Raw genomic sequence first — 20801 nt, 5'->3', positions numbered from 1 at the left:
AATATGACAACCACAGTAACACAAGCAATTATTGATGGTTTTTTTGATGCGAGCAATGGCGATCCTTTTGCTACGCTTGGTATGCACGAAACCGAGCAGGGAATTGAAATCCGTACATTATTGCCAGATGCCAATCGAGTGGTGGTGATTGAGCGTGAAAGTGGTAAAGAAATAACGGAACTGGATTGTGTCGATGAGCGTGGCTTTTTTGTTGATGTTATTCCAAATTGTCATCATTTTTTTGCTTATCAATTACAGGTTTTTTGGGGCAATGAATCGCAAATAGTCGAAGATCCTTATCGTTTTCATCCTATGATTGATGATTTAGAACAATGGTTACTTTCTGAAGGTTCTATGCTTCGCCCATATGAAATACTTGGTGCGCATTTTATGGAATGTGATGGTGTGAGCGGGGTGAATTTCCGCTTGTGGGCACCTAATGCAAGACGAGTTTCTATTGTAGGTGATTTCAACTATTGGGATGGTCGCCGTCATCCTATGCGTTTTCATCTAAAAAGTGGTGTTTGGGAGCTGTTTTTACCAAAAGCCAGTTTAGGACAGCTCTATAAGTTTGAATTAATTGATTGCCATGGAAATCTTCGTTTGAAAGCCGATCCATTTGCCTTTAGTTCGCAACTTCGCCCTGATACAGCATCACAAGTCAGTGCATTACCAAATGTAGTGGAAATGACGGAACAACGTCGTCAAGCAAATCAAGCGAATCAACCGATTTCCATTTATGAAGTGCATTTAGGATCTTGGCGTCGTAATTTAGAAAACAATTTTTGGCTAGATTACGATCAAATTGCTGATGAATTAATTCCTTATGTAAAAGAGATGGGCTTTACCCATATAGAATTTTTACCGCTTTCTGAATTTCCATTTGATGGTTCTTGGGGCTATCAACCACTTGGGCTTTATTCGCCAACCAGTCGCTTTGGCTCACCAGAGGCATTCCGTTGTTTAGTAAAACGTGCACATGATGCGGGAATTAATGTGATTTTAGATTGGGTGCCAGGTCACTTCCCAAGTGATACGCATGGTTTAGTCGCGTTTGATGGCACGGCTTTATATGAGCATGAAGACCCTCGCGAAGGCTATCATCAAGATTGGAATACCTTGATTTATAACTATGGGCGTAATGAGGTCAAAAATTTCTTATCCAGTAATGCATTGTATTGGCTTGAACGCTTTGGCGTAGATGGTATTCGCGTGGATGCTGTGGCTTCGATGATTTACCGCGATTACAGCCGTGCGGAAGGTGAGTGGATTCCAAATCAATATGGTGGACGTGAAAACTTAGAAGCCATTGAATTTTTAAAACATACCAACTGGAAAATTCACAGCGAAATGGCGGGAGCGATTTCTATTGCGGAGGAATCAACCTCTTTTTCTGGTGTGACTCACCCGAGTGAAAATGGTGGATTGGGCTTTAATTTTAAATGGAATATGGGCTGGATGAACGATACGCTCGCCTATATGCAGCTTGACCCAATTTACCGCCAATATCATCACAATAAAATGACTTTTGGGATGATGTATCAATACAGCGAAAATTTTGTGCTACCGCTTTCACATGATGAGGTGGTGCATGGCAAATATTCGCTCCTCGATAAAATGCCGGGAGACGCATGGCAAAAATTTGCGAACTTACGTGCTTATTACGGCTATATGTGGGGCCATCCGGGTAAAAAATTGCTCTTTATGGGAAATGAATTTGCTCAAGGTCGTGAGTGGAATTACGAAGAAAGTTTGGACTGGTTTTTGCTTGATGAAAATATCGGTGGCGGCTGGCATAAAGGCATATTGAAATTAGTAAAAGACTTGAATCATATTTACCGAGAAAACTCACCACTCTTTGAACTGGATTATTCACCTGAAGGCTTTGATTGGCTTGTCGTTGATGATGCGGCAAATTCTGTATTTGCTTTTGAGCGTCGCAGCTCAAATGGTGAGCGCATTATCGTCATCAGTAACTTCACCCCTGTGCCTCGCCATAATTACCGTATTGGGGTAAATGTTGCAGGCACTTATGAAGAAATTCTGAATACTGATTCTATGTATTATCAAGGCTCTAACGTGGGCAATTTTGGCTATGTAACAAGTGAAGAAATTGAAAGCCATGGACGAGAAAATTCTATTTCGATTTCTATTCCACCATTGGCGACAGTTTATTTGAAATACAATTTGTAAGATATGTTTACGATTTATAACAACGGCAAACCAGCGCCAATGGGCTATTCAATATTTACCGAGAATGGCGTGAAGGTGACTAATTTTGCACTGTTCTCTGCTGCAGCGAGTGGTGTGGAACTTTGCCTTTTTTATGGTGATAAGGAAACGCGCTTTCCTATGGTTCGCACAAATAATGTATGGCATTTAGCTGTAGCAGGCGTTGAGGTTGGGACAGAATATGGATTCCGCATTCACGGCGAACATGCTAACCCGAATAAATTAATGCTCGATCCTTATGCTAAAGCGGTGAATGGGAAACCGGATTTAACTACTGAAGAAAGTCGTTCTTGGTTCTTAATGAATGATCATCGCGATAATGCTCATATTGCGCCAAGAGCGGTGATTATTCCAGAAGATTTTGATTGGGAAAATGAAACAGCACCCAATACGCCTTGGGCGGAAACCATTGTGTATGAATTGCACGTTAAAGGTTTTAGCCAACTTAACGACAAGATTCCTGCTGAATTACGCGGCACCTATGCGGGCTTAAGTCATCCTATTAATTTAGCTTATTTAAAAGAATTAGGCGTGACAGCAGTGGAATTGCTGCCTGTAAATTTCCATATAAATGAACCGCACTTACAAGCTCGAGGTTTACAAAATTATTGGGGATACAATCCCTTAGCGATGTTTGCGGTGGAACCTAAATATGCGGCAACAAATAATGCATTAGCAGAATTTAAAGCGATGGTGAAGGCGTTTCACAAAGCGGGCATTGAAGTTATTTTAGACGTGGTATTTAACCATTCCGCAGAGTCAGAGCAAACTTACCCAACATTCTGCCAGCGTGGTATTGATGATCAAACTTACTATTGGCGCAACGATCAAGGGCGTTATATCAATTGGACAGGCTGCGGCAATATGCTCAATTTATCCTCTGATGTTGGGCGAAAATGGGTCGTAGATTGTTTATGTTATTGGGCTGAACAGTGTCATGTTGATGGTTTTCGATTTGATTTAGCCTCCGTGCTTGGGCGTGATACACCAGATTTTAATGCACAAGCTCAGCTTTTTACTGACATAAAAAATGAGCCAAGTTTACAAAATATTAAATTGATTGCAGAGCCTTGGGATATCGGACATTACGGCTATCAAGTCGGAAATTTCCCAAGTTACTTTGCTGAATGGAATGATCGTTTCCGTGATGATCTTTGCCGTTTTTGGTTATGGAAAAGTGGTGAAATCGGCGCATTTGCAGAACGCTTTGCAGGTTCTAGCGATTTATTTAAGAAAAATGATCGCTTGCCACACACAACGCTTAATTTTATTACCGCCCATGATGGTTTCGTCATGCAAGATTTAGTGAGTTATAACCAAAAACATAACGAAGCAAATGGTGAAGAAAATCGTGATGGTCGCAATGAAAATTACAGTTATAACCATGGGGTAGAAGGTTCTACTGAATGCCTTTCTGAACCGCAAAAAAGTGCGGTGGAAAATAACCGCACTTTTGCACAAAGCGGATTATTAATGAGTTTATTGCTGGCGAATGGCACGCCTATGCTTTTGGCGGGTGATGAGTTTGGCAACACTCAATATGGTAACAATAATGCCTATTGCCAAGATAACGAAATTACTTGGCTGAAATGGGCAAATTTTAACAAGGAATTATTTGAACTGACCAATCAAACGATTGCAGCGCGTAAGCAAATTGGTAGTTTAAATCGGAATCAATGGTGGTCAGGTGACAATGTGCAATGGCTTAACATTCACGGTAACCAGATGACAGTTGACGATTGGCAAAATCAACAAACCAAAGCATTACAAGTAGTTTTAGATAAGCATTGTCTTTTATTGATTAATGCCAAAGCCGAAGGACAGGTTTTTCACTTACCCGATGGAAAATGGAAACCTCAAATCGGCACACATAATTTAACCCTCGATGCACAACAAGCAGAGCTTAGCTCAATGGGCTTTTGTATGCTGAGTGACGAATAACTATAAGATTATGGAGATCCTTATGAAAGCTGGCGACCTTAATAAATATGATTTAGTTAAAAATACTTTGGTGCTTATTCTTGCGGGTGGACGTGGTTCACGCTTGCATGAACTTACCGATAAACGTGCAAAACCTGCCCTTTATTTTGGTGGTAACCGCCGTATTATTGACTTTGCACTTTCTAATTGTATTAACTCTGGTTTGAACCGAATTGGTGTAGTGACTCAATACGCGGCACACTCTTTACTTCGTCATTTGCAAACAGGTTGGTCTTTCTTACCACAAGAAAAAGGGGAGTTTGTTGATATGCTTCCTGCTCGTCAACAAATTGATGATTCAACTTGGTATCGTGGTACGGCGGATGCTGTTTATCAAAATATGGCGATTATTCGTGATCACTATCGCCCTAAATATGTCTTGATCTTAGCGGGTGACCATATTTACAAACAAGACTATAGCGTCATGTTGATGGACCATGTTAACAGCGGTGCAAAATGTACGGTGGGCTGTATTGAAGTACCACGCTCTGAAGCTCATGAATTTGGTGTCATGGCGGTAAACGAAAATTTAAAAGTAAAAGCCTTTGTTGAAAAACCAAAAGATCCGCCAGCAATGGTAGGTAAACCTGATATTTCACTCGCATCAATGGGGATTTATGTGTTTGATGCGGATTATCTTTACAAAATGTTGGAGAGAGAGGTCAATACACCACAAACTAGCCACGATTTTGGTAAAGATGTATTGCCAAAATGTTTAGCAGAAGAAACTCTTTATGCGCATCCTTTCAGCCGTTCTTGCATGGGGCGCAATACTGAAGGTGAAATTTATTGGCGTGATGTGGGTACATTAGATAGCTTCTGGCAATCTAATATTGATTTAGTATCTGAAAATCCACAGCTTGATATTTATGACCAAAGTTGGCCAATTCGCGGTAATCCAATTCAAGCTTACCCATCAAAATTCTTCTACAAAAATTCAAATGTTCATCCAGTCGATAATTCTTTAATTGGCGGTGGTTGTGTGATTACTGATGCCTCTATCAGTAATTCCGTGCTATTCGATCGCGTTAAAATTGATGCTTTTTCAAAAGTGGATCATTGCGTGGTATTGCCACAAGTTAAAATCGGTAAGAATTGTATATTGAAAAACTGTATTCTCGACCGTGAATGTATTATTCCGGATGGCATGGAAATTGGTGTGAATATGGAAGAAGATAAAAAACGTTTCCGTATTAGCTCAACAGGTAAAGTGATTCTTGTGACCTCGAAAATGTTAAAGAAACTTGAGGGACATGAGATTGGCGAAGAAGGACATTTAGATTAGTTAGGAAAAGTGCGGTCAAAATTGATCGGCACCCCAAAAGTTGGACTCAACAAACCAACAATTGAGGTGCAGATTTTTATGGGTAAACACTACACAATAGAATTTAAATTACAGGTTCTCCAACCTATTTTGAATGGGAAAATGAGTATTAGAGAAGCTGCGCGTTTTTATAATATTCCTTCCAACGCCTTAGTCGGGACGTGGTTGAAACGGTTTGAAAAAAGTGGCATAAATGGACTTATTCCCTGTAAACCATCAGGACGACCGCCTATGAAACCTAAATATGCCAGAATGCCACCGCCACCCAAAACTGAAGAAGAGCGCTTACGTTTGAGAATTTTACAGCTTGAAGCGGAGGTGGCCTACCTAAAGGAGTTGAGAAGGCTCAGACTTCAGGACGAAGCCGGGCCCCGGAAATTATCCAAAGGTTAAGAACACGCTATCCGTTAAAATGGCTTTTAGGCTTTGCACAGTTAGCGCGTAGTACGTTTTTTGCTAAACGTCAGATTAAACTGGATAAGGATGAGTTGTTGAAAAAGACCATTCAATGCATCAAAGCTAATCATCCTGATTATGGCTACCGACGTGTTCATGCCTGTTTGCCAGGTGTGAATCATAAAAAAGTCCAACGCTTAATGCAGGCATTTGGGCTTCAAGTGCGGTCAAAAAAGCAAGAAATTTACCACCTATCGAGGCACGATAGGGGGGATTGCACCGAATCATCTTGAACGCGATTTTAGTGCAACGGCCCCGAAACAAAAATGGGTAACTGATATCACCGAGTTTAAGGCGAAAGATGGAAGTAAAGTCTATTTATCCCCAATTTTAGACTTATTTAACAATGAGATAGTCTCCTATAATCTCAGCTATTCCCCAAACTGGGCGCAAGTAGAGGACATATTAATGCAAGCCGTCAAAGGATTAAATAAAGCTTGTGGTGTCATTTTACATTCAGACCAAGGCTGGCAATATCAAATGGTGGCTTATCGTCGAATCTTAGCTGAACATGGCATCATTCAAAGTATGTCGAGAAAAGGGAGTTGCTTGGACAATGCCGTGATGGAAAGTTTCTTTGGACGATTAAAAACAGAATGTTTTTATGGTCGGGAATTTAAAACAAAAGAAGAGATAGTTGATGCCGTCAGGGATTATTTGGATTACTATAATCACCGACGGATTCAATTAAAATTAAAAGGACTGAGTCCGATACAATATCGAAAACAATCCTTTAAATAACAGTCTAACTTTTTGGGGTCAGATCAAATTTTCACCGCATTTTTTTACTGTCTCGCCAATCTTAAATTTTCAGGTAAATTCTCAAAATTAGAGCGGAACGGGTTGATGTCTAATCCGCCACGTCGAGTATAGCGTGCGTACACGGTGAGTTTTTCTGGTTTTGCGTAGTGCATTAAATCACAAAAAATACGTTCGACACATTGTTCGTGGAATTCATTGTGTTGACGGAACGATACAACGTAACGCAATAATTTTTCGTGATTGATTTTTTTACCAATATAGTGAATATGTAACGTTCCCCAGTCTGGTTGATTGGTAATCAGGCAGTTAGATTTCAACAAATGACTGACTAATTTTTCTTCAACAATTTCATCAGATACGCAATCTTTTAGCCAATCAGCGTTAAATTCGTAGCTGGTAATTTCAATATCTTGTTCATCAATGCAATCGCCTTGTAAATGATCAATTTTTTGAGAATCATAAACTGTCACTGGATTTAACCGCACTTTTACATCGCCTTGCGCACATTCGCTTAAATCGCGTTGCATTGTTTGTTGAACGGAGTTGAAGTCGGCAAATTTGCTTTGGTTGAAGCTATTTAAATAAAGTTTAAAACTTTTTGATTCAATCAAATTTTGGCTTTGATAATCCAGATAAATGTCTGCGATAGCCACTTGTGGCAAGCCTTTTTCATTGAGCCAAGAGATTTCATAAGCCGTCCAAATATCGGCACCGATAGTAAATGGTTGGTTTTGAGTAATGCCCAATCCATCACGATTTAACGCGCGTGGCACAGGCTGTAATAAAGTGCGGTCATATTGAGAGGCATATTCTGTTTTTTGACCGAGTTTTAAGGATTTTAAGCTGTTGTCTTGGTAATTCATCTTTTCTCCGATTAGGTGTTCGAGTTTTGCAAATTTCGACACTTTATAAATTAATTACAAAAAATTCCACGATAGATTCGAAACTAATCGACAGGTATCGCATTTAAAATGAAAGGTATCAAAAATCGCGTCTTTTAACGCCCAATTTGCACCACAAGAAGGGCAGCAACGGGATTTTTCAGATTCTAAAGATTGTCCACCTACACGATATAAATAATAGTAAGTCGGTATGCTGGTTTCTTTTTCTATTTCTTGGGCTAAATAGCGCCCATGTTTTGAAAGGGTGCTTTGGTGCTCCGAAATTTCTGCCAAAGATTGTTGTTCTAATACCGCACCATTCATTTGTAGTTGATCGCAGGCTTGCCAATTTTCTTGCCATTTAATCAGATCTTGGCTTAAGTGCGGCTGATTTTTCAACTGTTTATACAACGGAATTGGTGCGAGATTTTCTCCACTATGAATCGGAGAGCAATTTTGTAAATGAGTTGTGTAAAGTACTTGCCAAGCTGGCGATGTATTTTCAGCCGTTTGATCTGAATTGAAATCATCGCCCACAACTTGAAAACCATCAAAAATTACACCGCACTTTTCGGCTTCTTGTAATGCGCGATTCACTTCTGCGTTATTATTTTGCGGGAAAAGACTATCTTGCTCAGGGCAAATGACACGCATAGCAAAGCCTTGTGCGCCATCTTCTTCCGCTAAATATAAAGGAATTTCACGTCCGATAATTTGCCCGTTATACCGCCATTGATCGATCACTGTATTAAGTAAACGGCTTTGCGATTCAATGTTATTTTCAAGCGTAGTCAGGCGAAAATAGGTTTCGATTAAATACATAAATTTTTTAATTGCTGTCTGATTTGGTTTAAGCCGTTTAAACGCATTTCACTTAAACGTTGTGAAATGCCGAGTTCGCTAAAAAAGGCAATAATATCAAATGTATTCAATTCATCCGCTGTTTTGCCATTGATTTGATTGAATAAAATCCAAAGCAAGCCATTCATAATTCTGGCTTCGCTAAATCCGCTGAATTGAAAAGTGCGGTCATGTTTAGGCATAATTTGAAACCACATTTGTGCTTCGCAGCCAGTAATAGGTTGCATTTGAGCGAGTTCATTATCGCTTGGGCGAGGTAAATTTTTGCCTGCTTGAATAATCAGGCGATAGCGATCTTCCCAATTTTTAGCTTGTTTTAATTGTTCTATCATTGTAATAAATCCAGTGCTTTATCTAAGGCGGTAAAGAATGCCTCTACATCTTTTTGCGTATTATAAGGCGCAAAAGAAAGACGCAATGTGGTGCGTTCGCCTAAGCGTGCTAAATAAGGCTGGGCGCAATGTTCGCCCACACGAAGCGCAATATTTTGTTCGCTCAAAAGCGTTGAAAGATCAGAACAGTCAATGCCGTCAAATACAAAACAAACAACGGTGCTTGGTTGAGGGGAATCGAATAATCGGAAATTCTCGTAAGATTTTAACCGCACTTTGACGGATTCAGCCAAAGATATAGCGTGCTGTTCTGCTGCGGTAAAATCCCATTTTTGTAGCCAATTCAGTATGGCATTAAAGCCAATAACCCCAGCAATATTGGGTGTGCCAGCTTCTAAACGATAAGGCAACTCGGCAAAAGTAATTCGATCATTTGATACACGATCAACCATTTTTCCACCGAAAAAGAGCGGTTGAAGTTGAGAAAGTGCGGTCAATTTTCCTGTTAAAACACCGATCCCATTTGGGCCATAAATTTTATGGGCAGAAAATGCGAGAAAGTCTGCATCTAAATCTTGTAAATCAATTTTGATATGACTAATCGCTTGTGCAGCATCCACTAAAACCAAGGCATTGCTATGTTTTCTAATAAGTTGAATCAGGCGTTTAATTGGCTGTTCTGTGCCCGTGACATTTGAAACAAAATTCAGAGCAACCAGTTTTGTTTTTTCAGAAAGTGCAGAAATAAGCGCATTTTTATCAATTAGCCAATTATCTAAAACCGGTAAAACTCGAATTTTTGCACCGCACTTTTTCGCCGTTTCATGCCAAGTGACAAAATTGGCATGATGATCTGCTTGGCTAACCAGAATTTCATCTTCTGCATTTAATTGCGGTAGCAATCCATTTGCCACTAAGTTAATCGCGTGAGTTGTACCCGAAGTCCAAATAACAGCGCGTTTATCTTCAGCATTAACCCATTCTTTAACTTGTGTGCGAGCCTGTTCATATTGCACAGTTTGGGCTGAATCATATTGGCTACGATGCACCGAGCCTGCAGAAACATAAAATTCGGCGGTGCGATCAATTAATACTTGAGGTTTCAACGAGGTGGCAGCGTTATCTAAATAAACAACCGCATCTTCACGTTGGAAATAAGGAAATTCTTGACGGAAAGTTTGATAATCAAAAGCCATATTGATTTTTCTCTTGTCTGCGCCATTGACTTGGTTCAATCGGATTATTGTCCGCCCAAAGACCAATTCCTTTGGCTTGTGCATTTTCTTGCGCTTGAAGATAAATCGGATTATGGGAATATTGCTTATAAGCCCATGCCATACCTTGTTTAACCATTTCTAAATTAATATTTTTATCTTGATAATAAACAATTGCCAATGTGCGTTGATAGCGATCTTGACCTTTTAAAGAAAGACGTACATCACGAAGGTAAACCATATCAGATAACGCTTTTTTAGATTTTTGTCCAAAAGCTTGTTTTTTTTCTGGCGCGTCGATTTCGGCTAAACGAACTTTAATGGATTTATTGCCTTTAGCTAGGCAAGTGAGCGTATCGCCATCACTAATTTTAACCACGCGACAAGTATTTTTTTCGCGAGAACAAGCAGAAAGAGCGGTGAAAATGAGTAATAAACTCGTCAATAGTATTTTTTGATTTATCATTTTGCAAGGTTCTTGATCTAAGTCTGGTTATTTTACCGAAAAAAACTGGTCAATTCAGAAAAAAAAAGCGTAAAATAATTTTGAAACATTATGAGAAAAGTTGAAAAAAAAGGTTGTATATGATTCAAAAATCATTTTTATTGGCCCGTTCGTTGGTCATTTTGTACATTATGTTATATCTCGGAAATCTTATCGCTCATTATGTGCCAGCCGGTGTACCTGGGAGTATTTGGGGATTGTTATTACTCTTTTTAGGTTTAACGACACGATTAATTCATTTAGATTGGATTTATTTAGGCGCGAGCTTATTAATTCGTTTTATGGCGGTGCTTTTTGTGCCAGTGAGTGTTGGAATCATTAAGTATTCAGATTTATTAATAGAACAAGTGAATATTTTACTGATTCCTAATGTTGTCAGCACTTGCGTAACGTTGGTCATCATGGGCTTGTTAGGGAATCATTTATTCCATTTACAATCTTTTACACATAAACGTAAAAAAGTGATTAAACGCCGTGAAAACCAAGCTAAACAAATGAATGAATCAGCTTAATATAGTGGGAAAGTTTTATATGCAGCAGTACATTATTTATCTTTATACATTTTTGACAATTTTCGGATTTTGGCTCGCACTACAAATTAGCAAACGTTGGAAATCAATGATTTTTAATACTTTTATTTTAACGGTATTAATTTTGGTCGTGATTTTAGTGATAGGCAAGATTCCTTATGATGATTATATGGCAGGAAATGCGCCTATTAATAATTTACTTGGCTTGAGTATTGTTGCTCTTGCATTACCTCTTTATGAGCAACTTCGCCAAATTGCCAAACAATGGAAGATTATTTTATCTATTGTGGTGATCGCGTCTTTTTTCTCGATGCTAAGTGGGGCGGTGTTAGCGCTCATACTTGGCGCATCACCTGAAATGGTGGCGACGGTATTACCAAAATCAATCACCACACCAATCGCGATGGAAGTTTCGCATAATCTAGGCGGGATTCCAGCCGTAACCGCTGTTGGGGTCGTTGTTGCAGGCTTGCAAGGTTCTGTATTTGGTTATTTAGTGTTGAAAAAATTACGCGTTAAACATCAAGAAGCAATTGGCTTATCGGTTGGGGCAGTGTCCCACGCACTTGGTACGGTAAGTTGTATGGAAACCAACCCAACTGCAGGCAGTTACAGTTCTATTTCTCTTGTGCTTTGTGGGATTATTAGTTCTATTCTCGCGCCATTTGTATTTAAGCTGATTTATTTCTTTGTTTAAATATCAATAAAAATTCAACCGCACTTTATTCATTCTAGATTTTGTTTGTTCTAGATAAAGTGCGGTTGTTTTTTGTGCTAAATGATTAGATAATGCAGAAAAACGCAATAAAATAAAGCGATATGAAACCACTTATCATTGATTCTTCTTGGACAGAACGTTTTCTTCCCGATCCGCCACGCGAAAAAGATAATCGTCCACCATTTCGTCGGGATCGTGGGCGAATTTTACATTCTGCTGCTTTTCGTTGCTTACAGGCGAAAACCCAAATTCACGCGATTGGCGAAAATGATTTTTATCGCACTCGCTTAACCCATTCTTTAGAAGTCGCACAGATTGGCAGCAGCCTCGTTGCACAGCTTAAATTTTTAGAAACCTTTGAAAGCCTTTCGCAAACATTAAATATTGATAAAAACGAGTTGCAAAAACAATTAAAACCTTTATTGCCGAGTAACGATCTTATTGAGAGTTTGTGCTTTGCTCATGATATTGGGCATCCGCCTTTTGGGCATGGTGGCGAAACGGCATTAAACTATATGATGGCAGAGCAGGGCGGTTTTGAAGGCAATGCACAAACCTTTAGAATTTTAACAAAACTTGAGCCTTATACTGAAAATGCAGGGATGAATCTAACGCGTAGAACGCTATTGGGGGTAGTGAAATATCCCGCGTTGTTAGATGTGGCTTCGCCTCAATATGCAGAACTTAATTTTTCTCGCAATATTGCTCCTCGTTTTGTGCGTATTCACGATTGGATTCCAGGAAAAGGCATTTTCCGCGATGATTTAAAAATGTTTAATTGGTTGCTGGAAAATCTTTCTGAAAATGACCGCACTTTATTCTGTCAATTTAAAAAAGTGCGGGAAAATTCAGCTGAATCTTTACATACTCGGTTTAAATCTCTGGATTGCAGCATTATGGAATTGGCTGATGATATTGCCTATGGCGTGCATGATTTAGAAGATGCGATTGTGACTGGTGTTGTCAATCCTCATCAATGGCAATCGGCACATACTGCATTGAAACAAATTCCTTCAGCTTGGTTGCATGAAAATATTGATTCAATTAGCCAACGACTTTTCTCTGATAAACATTTTGAGCGCAAGCAAGCGATTGGTGCATTGGTGAACTTTTTTATTACCAATGTGCGGTGGAAATTAACGGCAAATTTTGATGAACCTTTGTTGCGTTATAACGCGGAGTTACCACCTGAAGTGATTGCTGCACTTGGTGTATTTAAAAAATTCGTTTGGGATTATGTTATTCGCAATGTGGATACCCAACGAATCGAATATAAAGGGCAGAGAATGTTGACAGAAATGTTCCAGATTTTTGAATCTGATCCAGAACGTTTATTACCGCGAAATACTGCAAATTGTTGGTGTAATGCACCAGAAGAAGGAAAGAAACGGATTATTTGCGATTATATTGCAGGCATGTCGGATGCACACGCATTGCGGGTATATCAACAACTTTGATTTAAGAGAGAATCCCATCGAATTGATGGGATTTTTTATGCAAACCGTATAGAATAGTGCGGTTAATTTTCACTGAATTTTTATGGGGCAGTTGTGGCATTAATTAGTTTAACCAATGGATACCTTTCCTTTAGTGATGCACCTTTGTTAGATCACGCAGAATTACATATTGAACCGAATGAACGCGTTTGTTTAGTTGGGCGTAACGGCGCAGGTAAATCAACTTTATTGAAAATTATCGCAGGCGATGTGCTCATGGATGATGGCAAAATCCAATACGAAAAAGATCTTGTGGTTTCTCGTTTAGAACAAGACCCACCGCGTAATGCGCAAGGCAATATTTTTGATTATGTCGCGGAAGGCGTAGGGCATTTAACGGATTTATTGAAAGAATATCATCATATTTCTGTTCAATTGGAAGAAAATTACAGTGATCAAATTTTAAGTCAATTAGAGCAAGTTCAGGCTAAATTAGAACACGCTGATGGCTGGCGATTTGAAAATAAAATCAATGAAGTGTTGTTAAAACTAGGCTTAAATCCAAACACAAAATTATCCGCACTTTCGGGCGGTTGGTTACGTAAAGCAGCATTAGCACGTGCATTAGTGTGCGATCCTGATGTGTTATTACTTGATGAACCAACCAACCACTTGGATGTGGAAGCTATTGAATGGTTGGAAAATTTCTTACTGGATTTCCAAGGTAGTATTGTATTTATTTCCCATGACCGTTCTTTTATTCGAAAAATGGCAACACGCATTGTGGATTTAGATCGCGGTCAATTAGTGTCTTATCCTGGAAATTACGATTTATATTTAACCACGAAAGAAGAAAATCTACGCGTTGAAGCCTTGCAGAATGAATTATTTGATAAACGTCTTGCACAGGAAGAAGTGTGGATTCGCCAAGGTATCAAAGCGCGCCGTACAAGAAATGAAGGGCGAGTGCGAGCATTAAAAGCGATGCGTGAGGAACGCCGCCAACGCCGTGACGTAATGGGAACAGCCAAATTACAGTTAGATACCTCAAGTCGTTCAGGTAAAATTGTCTTTGAAATGGAAGATGTGAGCTATGAAATCGCAGGAAAAACTTTGTTAAAAGATTTTTCAACAACCATTTTACGTGGAGACAAAATTGCCCTTGTTGGGCCAAATGGCTGTGGGAAAACCACGTTCATTAAATTATTGTTGGGTGAAATTCAGCCAACATCAGGTAAAATTCGTTGTGGTACTAAATTAGATATTGCTTATTTTGACCAATATCGTGCTGATTTAGATCCTGAAAAAACCGTAATGGATAATGTGGCGGATGGTAAACAAGATATTGAAGTCAATGGTGTAAAACGCCATGTACTAGGGTATTTGCAAGATTTCTTGTTCCCACCCAAACGTGCAATGACCCCAGTTAAAGCCTTATCGGGGGGAGAACGAAATCGTTTATTGCTCGCAAAATTATTACTCAAACCAAATAATTTATTGATTCTTGACGAACCAACTAATGACCTTGATGTAGAAACATTGGAGCTTTTAGAAGAAATTTTGACTGATTATCAAGGCACATTGTTAATTGTGAGCCACGACCGTCAATTTATCGATAATACTGCGACAGAATGTTATTTATTCGAAGGCGAAGGGCTTTTGAATAAGTATGTGGGAGGATTCTTTGATGCGAAACAGCAACAAGCCAATTTCTGGGCAAGCAAAGCAGTGGAAGAACAGGCTAAAGCGAAGAAATCTGAACCACTAAAAGAAGAAAGTGCGGTGAAAAATGACCGCACTTCTAAGCCGAAATCCGTGAAACTTTCTTATAAAGAACAACGAGAGCTAGAACAACTTCCACAACTATTGGAAAAGTTGGAAACTAAAATCACCGTACTTCAAGCTGAAATAGCCGATCCAGCATTTTTCCAACAGGCTCATGATATTACCGATGCTAAATTAAAAGAATTGGCGGATACTGAAGCCGAATTAGAAACAGCATTTTTACGCTGGGAAGAATTGGAAGAAAAGAAAAATTTGACTGACGGTAAAGCTTAAAAAATAACGCCCGAAAGGGCGTTTTTTTATGTATTTTCAAGATGATCTTTTTTCAAAATATTTTCTTCATCAAGTATTGATAAACGAGCAATAGCGTTTCGATAGGAAATTTCAAGGGTTTCTCTGCTGGTTGCCATTACGCCTTGATCCACTAAAAATCCATCATTTACATCATATACCCAGCCGTGTAATGAGAGTTTTTGTCCGCGTTCCCAAGCACTTTTTACAATTGATGTGCGCCCAAGATTGTAAACTTGTTCCGCTACGTTAATTTTCGTCAGCATATCGGCACGTTTTTCTGGAGAAAGTTTACCGAGAAGATGTCCGTGTTTAAACCAAATATCACGAATATGAAGGAGCCAGTTGTTGATAAGCCCTAAATCTTTATCTGCCATAGCAGCGTGAATTCCCCCGCAGTTGGTGTGACCACAGATAATAATATGTTCAATTTTAAGCACATCGACGGCATATTGCACAACAGAAAGGCAATTAAAATCTGTGTGAATTACTTGGTTAGCAACATTACGGTGAACAAAAAGCTCGCCTGGTTCAAGATTTGTCAATTTTTCAGCAGGCACACGGCTATCAGAGCAACCAATCCAAAGGTAATGTGGCGTTTGATGATCCGCAAGCTCTTTGAAGTAAGTAGAGTTTTCTTCTTTCATTCTTTGCGCCCAGCTGTAATTGTTGGCAAAGAGTTGTTTAATTTTATCCATTTTACTTTCCTTAAAATTCTGAAAAAATTGACCGCACTTTGGCGTAAGTGCGGTCAATATTAAAGTTAAATTGAATTAGAAATTCGCATTTCTTGGCGCGCGTGGGAATGGAATTACATCACGAATATTTTGCACGCCAGTTACATAGACAATTAAACGTTCAAAACCAAGACCAAAACCAGAATGTGGAACGCTACCGTATTTGCGAAGATCACGATACCACCAGTAATCTTCAGGATTTAATCCCATTTCTTCCATGCGTTTATCAAGCACGTCTAAACGTTCTTCACGTTGTGAACCACCGATGATTTCACCAATTCCAGGTGCTAACACATCCATTGCTGCCACAGTTTTTCCATCATCATTTAAACGCATATAGAATGCTTTAATGTCTTTTGGATAGTTTTTCACCACAACTGGTGATTTGAAATATTCTTCCGCTAAGAAACGTTCGTGTTCAGAAGAAAGATCGATACCCCAAGAAACAGGGAATTCAAATTTCTTACCAGATTTTAATAACACATCAATGGCATCAGTATAGTCAATTTGCGCAAAATCTGAGTTTACAAAGTTTTCTAGACGAGTAATAACATCTTTATCTACATGTTTTTCAAAGAATTGTAAGTCGTCTTTACGCTCAGCCAATACTGCACGGAATACGTATTTCAACATATCTTCTGCAAGTTTTGCGTTATCCGCTAAAGTTGCAAATGCAACTTCAGGTTCAACCATCCAGAATTCAGCTAAGTGACGGGTAGTATTTGAGTTTTCTGCACGGAATGTAGGACCGAAAGTATAAATTTTGCTTAATGCACAAGCATAGGTTTCGCCGTTTAACTGACCTGAAACCGTTAAAAATGATTCTTTACCGAAGAAATCTTGGCTGAAATCTACTTTTCCATTTTCACCACGTGGAAGATTTTCTAAATCAAGTGTAGAAACACGGAACATTTCACCTGCACCTTCAGTGTCTGATGCAGTAATTAATGGAGTTGCCACCCAGTAGAAACCTTGCTCATGGAAGAAACGGTGAATTGCTTGAGATAAGCAATGGCGAACACGTGCGACCGCACCAATAATATTGGTACGAGGGCGTAAGTGAGCTACCTCGCGTAAATATTCGATAGAGTGGCGTTTTGCTGCCATTGGGTAAGTATCAGGATCTTCAACAAACCCTGTCACTTCCACTTTTTCTGCTTGTAATTCAACTACTTGTCCTTCTGCAGGTGATTCAACGACTTTACCTGTTACAATCACAGAACAGCCCGTTGTTAAACGTAAAATTTCGCTTTCGTAATTTTCAATATCGTTATTAATAATCGCTTGAATTGGAGCAAAGCAAGAACCGTCATAAACTGCTAAGAAAGATAAGCCTGCTTTAGAATCGCGACGGGTACGTACCCAACCACGCACTGTGACGATTTCACCAATCGCCACTTTCCCTTGTAATACATCAACAATTGATGCCACTTTAGACATATTAAACCTCTGTAACTGAATGTAATTCACATAAAATTGCCGATAGTTTACCTTAATGAAGGAAATTTTCCATAAAAATATAGTGTTGGTGCGGGTTATGAACAATAAAATAGCCTTAAAAATGAGTCCTAAATAAAATAGGGTAAAGCCTTATTAATATTGAATATACGCGATTTTATGCTAAAATCTCGGGCCAAAATCATTATGGCTAATATATAGGAAAAAATATGAAAGTTTTAGAAGGCTCAGTCGCAGCACCTAATGCAAAAGTTGCAGTAGCAATTGCTCGTTTTAACAGTTTTATTAATGAAAGTTTATTAGAAGGCGCAATTGATGCATTAAAACGTATCGGCCAAGTGAAAGATGAAAATATCACTATCGTGCGTGCTCCTGGTGCGTATGAGTTGCCATTAGTTGCTCGTCGTTTAGCTGAAAGTAAAAAATTTGATGCGATTGTTGCATTAGGTACAGTTATCCGTGGTGGTACTGCACACTTTGAATATGTAGCAGGGGAAGCAAGCAGTGGTTTAGGAAAAGTTGCAATGGATGCTGAAATCCCTGTCGCTTTTGGGGTATTAACCACAGAAAATATTGAACAAGCAATTGAACGTGCTGGTACTAAAGCAGGTAATAAAGGTGCAGAAGCAGCCTTAACCGCACTTGAAATGGTTAATCTTATTCAACAAATTGATGCGGCATAAATCATGACTGAACAAAAACAAGTGAAAAAGCCTTCTGCTCGTCGTCGTGCGCGTGAATGTACTGTTCAAGCCTTGTATTCTTGGGCGGTATCTGGCAATACTGCAGAACAAGTTGAATTAGCCTTTGTGTTAGATCAAGATATGGATGGGGTAGATAAACCTTACTTCCGTAAATTATTTCGTCAAACAGTAGAAAATATTGAAACCGTTGATTTTTCAATTTCGCCTTATATTGACCGCGCTTTTGATGAGCTTGATCCTATTGAAACTGCAATTTTGCGTTTGGCCGTTTATGAATTACGCTTTGAATTAGATGTGCCATATAAAGTGGTTATCAATGAAGCGATTGAAGTAGCAAAAGTATTCGGTGCAGATGAAAGCCATAAGTATATCAATGGCGTACTTGATAAAATCGCACCCGCATTAGGGCGTAAATAATCCTTTTAAACTGAAAATGGCGCGCGTTTTTAACGCGTGCCTTTTCTTTTATAAGATAGGTGAAAAATGGCTATGGGTGAATTTGATTTAATTAAACGATATTTTCAGCAACAAATATTAGTTGATGATTCCGTTCAATTATCTATTGGCGACGATTGTGCGTTGGTTTCCGTGCCAGAGAATTATCATCTTGCTATTACGACCGATACAATGGTAGAAAATACGCATTTTTTACCAACCATTTCACCTGAAGATTTAGCTTATAAGGCGGTTGCAACAAATTTAAGTGATCTTGCTGCAATGGGGGCATTGCCAAAATGGGTTTCACTGGCATTAACTTTGCCAAATGTAGATGAAAATTGGCTTTCAACATTTAGCCAAAGTTTATTGCACACGTTAAAGCGATACAATGTCACATTAATTGGTGGTGATACCACAAAAGGCAACTTATCTATTACGATTACGGCACAAGGTTTTGTCGAAAAAGGTAAGGCGATTTGTCGGCATAAAGCGCAAGTTGGTGATTTAATTTATGTTTCAGGCACTTTAGGCGATAGCGCAGCAGGTTTAACACAAATTTTATCAGGTAAAAGTGCGGTTGATTCTGATGATGTTTTTCTGCAACAACGTCATCTTAGACCCACACCTAGAATTGAACTTGGGCGGGCGTTAATTGATATTGCTCACGCAGCCATTGATCTTTCCGATGGGTTAATTTCTGATTTAGGGCATATTCTTGAGCGAAGCCAATGTAGTGCTGAAGTTGAACTTATTGCATTACCTCTTTCATCATCGATTTTAAATAAATATGATCGCACTCAAGCGGAACAATTTGCCTTAAGTGGTGGAGAAGATTATGAACTTTGTTTTAGCATACCGCCCGAATCTAAAGATGAATTAGAATTACGCTTGAAAAAACTAAACGTACCTTGCACTTGTATTGGTAAAATCATTGAAAAGTGCGGCGACTTTTCTCCCCGTTTTTTACGGGATGGAAAACCTGTGGATATTACGTTTTCAAGTGGTTTCGATCATTTTAAGGAATCAAAATGACAGAAAATAATCCTCTTAAAAAAATCTCTCTTTTAAATCCTATTCATTTGCTTGCTGTTGGTTTTGGCTCGGGCTTAATTCATCCTGCTCCTGGTACTTGGGGGAGTTTGGCTGGAACAATTTTAGGCGTGATTTTACTTTCTTTACTAGGCGTAAAAATCTTTTTAATTTTTACCGCACTTTGTTTTCTACTCGGTTGCTACCTTTGTCAAAAAACCACAGCAGATATGGGCGTGCACGATCATGGTTCTATCGTTTGGGATGAATTTGTTGGCGTATTTATTGTATTAGCGGCGATCCCGTCATTATCTTGGCAATGGATTTTGGCTGCTTTTGTGTTATTCCGCTTTTTCGATATTTTAAAACCATTCCCAATTCTTTATTTTGACGAAAAACTAGAAAGTGGTTTTGGTATTATGGTCGATGATGTATTAGCGGCAATTTATGCCGTGATTGTCGTATTTGCTATTCAGTATTGGATGTTGTGATGCTGAATTTAATCATTGTGCATTTATTTGGATTAATGACGCCGGGGCCTGATTTCTTCTATGTAAGTAGGATGGCGGCAAGTAACTCTCGTCGTAATACAGTTTGTGGCATTTTAGGCATAACGCTTGGCATCGCCTTTTGGGGAATGCTTTCTATGTTGGGATTGGCGGTGTTATTCGTTACTATTCCTGCATTACATGGCGTGATTATGTTACTAGGCGGTAGTTACCTAGCATATCTCGGTTTTTTAATGGCTCGCAGTAAAAAATACGCTCAATTTGAACCGCACTCTACAACAGAATTCAATCAACAAACCACGATCAAAAAAGAAATTGTGAAAGGGCTTTTAGTGAATTTATCCAATGCAAAAGTCGTGGTGTATTTTAGTAGCGTGATGTCGCTTGTCTTAGTAAATATCACTGAAATGTGGCAAATTATCTTGGCTTTTATGGTGATTGTGGTAGAAACATTTTGTTATTTTTATGTGATTTCATTGATTTTTTCACGTAATATTGCCAAGCGTTTATACAGTCAATATAGCCGTTATATTGATAATATGGCTGGTATCGTATTTTTATTTTTTGGTTGTGTGCTTGTTTATAGCGGCATCAACGAAATAATTCATTAATAAAAAAG

Annotated in this window: 22 protein-coding genes; 15 read left to right on the top strand and 7 right to left on the bottom strand. The window is 38.9% G+C overall.

The window, feature by feature from the left end:
- Positions 1-3 precede the first annotated feature (3 nt).
- The 6 genes from glgB (at position 4) to GG9_RS03485 (ending at position 6733) form a co-directional block, all read left to right on the top strand.
- A complete protein-coding gene (gene glgB / locus GG9_RS03465) occupies positions 4-2193 on the top strand; it encodes a 1,4-alpha-glucan branching protein GlgB (protein ID WP_005631791.1) in 2190 nt (729 codons plus the stop codon).
- A 3-nt stretch (positions 2194-2196) separates the two neighbouring features.
- On the top strand, positions 2197-4173 hold the full coding sequence (gene glgX / locus GG9_RS03470; RefSeq protein WP_005631789.1) for a glycogen debranching protein GlgX: 1977 nt from the start codon (positions 2197-2199) through the stop codon (positions 4171-4173).
- A 22-nt stretch (positions 4174-4195) separates the two neighbouring features.
- Positions 4196-5497: a glucose-1-phosphate adenylyltransferase gene (gene glgC / locus GG9_RS03475; protein WP_005631787.1), complete on the top strand. Its 1302-nt coding sequence runs from the start codon at positions 4196-4198 to the stop codon at positions 5495-5497.
- Positions 5498-5575: 78 nt separating this feature from the next.
- Positions 5576-5929, top strand: a complete 354-nt coding sequence (locus tag GG9_RS03480) for a helix-turn-helix domain-containing protein (RefSeq protein WP_032825100.1) — start codon at positions 5576-5578, stop codon at positions 5927-5929.
- Positions 5930-6024: 95 nt separating this feature from the next.
- Positions 6025-6225 (top strand): IS3 family transposase, encoded by a 201-nt coding sequence (locus GG9_RS09785; protein ID WP_420167075.1) that lies wholly within the window; start codon positions 6025-6027, stop codon positions 6223-6225.
- Positions 6143-6733 carry an IS3 family transposase gene (locus tag GG9_RS03485; protein WP_005631784.1) on the top strand — a complete coding sequence of 197 codons (591 nt, stop codon included), beginning with the start codon at positions 6143-6145 and terminating at the stop codon, positions 6731-6733. Before GG9_RS09785 ends, GG9_RS03485 begins: the two co-directional genes overlap by 83 nt.
- A 44-nt stretch (positions 6734-6777) precedes the next feature.
- On the opposite strand, the gene queF is transcribed toward GG9_RS03485, so the two are convergent.
- The 5 genes from queF to GG9_RS03510 are packed head-to-tail and all read right to left on the bottom strand — an operon-like array spanning position 6778 to position 10508.
- Positions 6778-7617, bottom strand: a complete 840-nt coding sequence (queF, locus tag GG9_RS03490; protein WP_005631783.1) for an NADPH-dependent 7-cyano-7-deazaguanine reductase QueF — start codon at positions 7615-7617, stop codon at positions 6778-6780.
- Positions 7618-7671: 54 nt separating this feature from the next.
- Positions 7672-8457, bottom strand: a complete 786-nt coding sequence (locus GG9_RS03495; RefSeq protein ID WP_005631782.1) for a Zn-ribbon-containing protein — start codon at positions 8455-8457, stop codon at positions 7672-7674.
- Positions 8448-8828, bottom strand: coding sequence for a SufE family protein (locus tag GG9_RS03500; protein WP_005631781.1), 381 nt, complete (start codon positions 8826-8828; stop codon positions 8448-8450). The genes GG9_RS03495 and GG9_RS03500 overlap by 10 nt, the downstream gene beginning before the upstream one ends.
- Complete coding sequence (locus tag GG9_RS03505) at positions 8825-10024, bottom strand: cysteine desulfurase (RefSeq protein ID WP_005631780.1); 1200 nt, start codon at positions 10022-10024, stop codon at positions 8825-8827. Before GG9_RS03505 ends, GG9_RS03500 begins: the two co-directional genes overlap by 4 nt.
- Positions 10014-10508 (bottom strand): thermonuclease family protein, encoded by a 495-nt coding sequence (locus GG9_RS03510; protein ID WP_005631779.1) that lies wholly within the window; start codon positions 10506-10508, stop codon positions 10014-10016. Before GG9_RS03510 ends, GG9_RS03505 begins: the two co-directional genes overlap by 11 nt.
- Positions 10509-10627: 119 nt before the next feature.
- Between GG9_RS03510 and GG9_RS03515 the strand changes: the two genes are divergently transcribed.
- The 4 genes from GG9_RS03515 (at position 10628) to GG9_RS03530 (ending at position 15289) form a co-directional block, all read left to right on the top strand.
- Positions 10628-11059, top strand: coding sequence for a CidA/LrgA family protein (locus tag GG9_RS03515; protein WP_005631778.1), 432 nt, complete (start codon positions 10628-10630; stop codon positions 11057-11059).
- Between the two features lie 19 nt (positions 11060-11078).
- A complete protein-coding gene (locus GG9_RS03520; protein ID WP_005631777.1) occupies positions 11079-11774 on the top strand; it encodes a CidB/LrgB family autolysis modulator in 696 nt (231 codons plus the stop codon).
- A 122-nt stretch (positions 11775-11896) separates the two neighbouring features.
- Entirely contained in the window at positions 11897-13252 is a 1356-nt protein-coding gene (locus tag GG9_RS03525; RefSeq protein ID WP_005631774.1) for an anti-phage deoxyguanosine triphosphatase, read from the top strand.
- Positions 13253-13345: 93 nt separating this feature from the next.
- Entirely contained in the window at positions 13346-15289 is a 1944-nt protein-coding gene (locus GG9_RS03530; RefSeq protein WP_005631772.1) for an ABC transporter ATP-binding protein, read from the top strand.
- Positions 15290-15315: 26 nt separating this feature from the next.
- Here GG9_RS03530 and can read toward each other — a convergent pair whose 3' ends face one another.
- Both can and asnS read right to left on the bottom strand, forming a co-directional pair.
- Complete coding sequence (gene can, locus GG9_RS03535; protein ID WP_005631770.1) at positions 15316-16005, bottom strand: carbonate dehydratase; 690 nt, start codon at positions 16003-16005, stop codon at positions 15316-15318.
- A gap of 75 nt (positions 16006-16080) precedes the next feature.
- Complete coding sequence (gene asnS / locus GG9_RS03540) at positions 16081-17484, bottom strand: asparagine--tRNA ligase (protein WP_005631768.1); 1404 nt, start codon at positions 17482-17484, stop codon at positions 16081-16083.
- A gap of 227 nt (positions 17485-17711) precedes the next feature.
- Here asnS and ribH point away from each other — a divergent pair, with 227 nt between their 5' ends.
- The 5 genes from ribH (at position 17712) to GG9_RS03565 (ending at position 20793) form a co-directional block, all read left to right on the top strand.
- Positions 17712-18185: a 6,7-dimethyl-8-ribityllumazine synthase gene (gene ribH, locus GG9_RS03545; RefSeq protein WP_005628657.1), complete on the top strand. Its 474-nt coding sequence runs from the start codon at positions 17712-17714 to the stop codon at positions 18183-18185.
- A 3-nt stretch (positions 18186-18188) separates the two neighbouring features.
- Positions 18189-18623 carry a transcription antitermination factor NusB gene (gene nusB / locus GG9_RS03550; protein ID WP_005628659.1) on the top strand — a complete coding sequence of 145 codons (435 nt, stop codon included), beginning with the start codon at positions 18189-18191 and terminating at the stop codon, positions 18621-18623.
- Between the two features lie 66 nt (positions 18624-18689).
- Positions 18690-19676, top strand: coding sequence for a thiamine-phosphate kinase (gene thiL, locus GG9_RS03555; RefSeq protein ID WP_005631763.1), 987 nt, complete (start codon positions 18690-18692; stop codon positions 19674-19676).
- Positions 19673-20164, top strand: coding sequence for a phosphatidylglycerophosphatase A family protein (locus GG9_RS03560; RefSeq protein WP_005631756.1), 492 nt, complete (start codon positions 19673-19675; stop codon positions 20162-20164). The genes thiL and GG9_RS03560 overlap by 4 nt, the downstream gene beginning before the upstream one ends.
- The gene (locus GG9_RS03565; protein ID WP_005631753.1) at positions 20164-20793 is read left to right on the top strand and encodes a LysE family transporter; all 630 of its coding nucleotides are present in this window, start codon (positions 20164-20166) and stop codon (positions 20791-20793) included. The genes GG9_RS03560 and GG9_RS03565 overlap by 1 nt, the downstream gene beginning before the upstream one ends.
- Positions 20794-20801 lie beyond the last annotated feature (8 nt).

This window comes from Haemophilus haemolyticus M19501, from assembly GCF_000222025.1.
In the GTDB taxonomy this organism is placed as follows: Bacteria; Pseudomonadota; Gammaproteobacteria; order Enterobacterales; family Pasteurellaceae; genus Haemophilus; species Haemophilus haemolyticus_G.
Note: the sequence above shows the minus strand (reverse complement) of the source record. Positions and strands in the feature narration are given on the sequence as shown.

Coding starts and splice junctions, on each gene's coding strand:
- glgB (WP_005631791.1), top strand. CDS start 4: ATGACAACCACAGTAACACAAGCAATTATTGATGGTTTTTTTGATGCG.
- glgX (WP_005631789.1), top strand. CDS start 2,197: ATGTTTACGATTTATAACAACGGCAAACCAGCGCCAATGGGCTATTCA.
- glgC (WP_005631787.1), top strand. CDS start 4,196: ATGAAAGCTGGCGACCTTAATAAATATGATTTAGTTAAAAATACTTTG.
- GG9_RS03480 (WP_032825100.1), top strand. CDS start 5,576: ATGGGTAAACACTACACAATAGAATTTAAATTACAGGTTCTCCAACCT.
- queF (WP_005631783.1), bottom strand. CDS start 7,617: ATGAATTACCAAGACAACAGCTTAAAATCCTTAAAACTCGGTCAAAAA.
- GG9_RS03495 (WP_005631782.1), bottom strand. CDS start 8,457: ATGTATTTAATCGAAACCTATTTTCGCCTGACTACGCTTGAAAATAAC.
- GG9_RS03500 (WP_005631781.1), bottom strand. CDS start 8,828: ATGATAGAACAATTAAAACAAGCTAAAAATTGGGAAGATCGCTATCGC.
- GG9_RS03505 (WP_005631780.1), bottom strand. CDS start 10,024: ATGGCTTTTGATTATCAAACTTTCCGTCAAGAATTTCCTTATTTCCAA.
- GG9_RS03510 (WP_005631779.1), bottom strand. CDS start 10,508: ATGATAAATCAAAAAATACTATTGACGAGTTTATTACTCATTTTCACC.
- GG9_RS03515 (WP_005631778.1), top strand. CDS start 10,628: ATGATTCAAAAATCATTTTTATTGGCCCGTTCGTTGGTCATTTTGTAC.
- GG9_RS03520 (WP_005631777.1), top strand. CDS start 11,079: ATGCAGCAGTACATTATTTATCTTTATACATTTTTGACAATTTTCGGA.
- GG9_RS03525 (WP_005631774.1), top strand. CDS start 11,897: ATGAAACCACTTATCATTGATTCTTCTTGGACAGAACGTTTTCTTCCC.
- can (WP_005631770.1), bottom strand. CDS start 16,005: ATGGATAAAATTAAACAACTCTTTGCCAACAATTACAGCTGGGCGCAA.
- asnS (WP_005631768.1), bottom strand. CDS start 17,484: ATGTCTAAAGTGGCATCAATTGTTGATGTATTACAAGGGAAAGTGGCG.
- ribH (WP_005628657.1), top strand. CDS start 17,712: ATGAAAGTTTTAGAAGGCTCAGTCGCAGCACCTAATGCAAAAGTTGCA.
- nusB (WP_005628659.1), top strand. CDS start 18,189: ATGACTGAACAAAAACAAGTGAAAAAGCCTTCTGCTCGTCGTCGTGCG.
- thiL (WP_005631763.1), top strand. CDS start 18,690: ATGGCTATGGGTGAATTTGATTTAATTAAACGATATTTTCAGCAACAA.
- GG9_RS03560 (WP_005631756.1), top strand. CDS start 19,673: ATGACAGAAAATAATCCTCTTAAAAAAATCTCTCTTTTAAATCCTATT.
- GG9_RS03565 (WP_005631753.1), top strand. CDS start 20,164: ATGCTGAATTTAATCATTGTGCATTTATTTGGATTAATGACGCCGGGG.